The sequence below is a fragment of the Mesorhizobium sp. M7A.F.Ca.CA.004.12.1.1 genome (assembly GCF_003997835.1).
GTDB lineage: Bacteria > Pseudomonadota > Alphaproteobacteria > Rhizobiales > Rhizobiaceae > Mesorhizobium.
Genome location: NZ_RZRK01001515.1, coordinates 1 through 440, shown reverse-complemented (window position 1 = coordinate 440; position 440 = coordinate 1). Strand labels below are relative to the sequence as shown.

Annotated in this window: 1 protein-coding gene; it reads left to right on the top strand. The window is 66.1% G+C overall.

All coding sequences use genetic code 11. The features are described 5' to 3' along the window. Nucleotides 1-391 (top strand): EamA family transporter (locus tag EN984_RS37325; protein WP_164766060.1); only part of this gene is annotated, 391 nt, incomplete at its 5' end. Nucleotides 392-440: the final 49 nt, after the last annotated feature.

The following is a 440-nucleotide window of genomic DNA, read 5'->3' as shown; positions in this document are numbered from 1 at the left end:
GTTTGTCGGCTACATCGTGCTCGGCCACCGCGTCGCCGCGTCAGGCGTAGGCGCCGGCATCGCCGGCCTGGGTGCCGCCATGGCGATCGCCTTCATCGTCGTGCTGCCGATCGGCCTCACCGATGCGCTGCCGGCCTTTTTCTCACTGCCGCTGCTGTTCGCCGCCATCGGCGTCGGCATCTGCTCCTCTGTCATTCCCTGCATCTGCGACCAGCTCGCCATGTCGCGGCTGCCACGCGCCAGCTTCGCGCTGATGCTGTCGCTGCTGCCCGTCACCGCGACGCTGATCGGCGTCGTCGTGCTGCGCCAGATGCCAAGTTTTACCGATTGCCTCGGCATTGCGCTGGTGGTCGCCGGCGTCGCCTTCCACAAGCCGGCGAACACGGATTAGACGAACGCCCTATGCCAGTTTCTGCTTGAGGAAGGCGATCGTTCTGCCC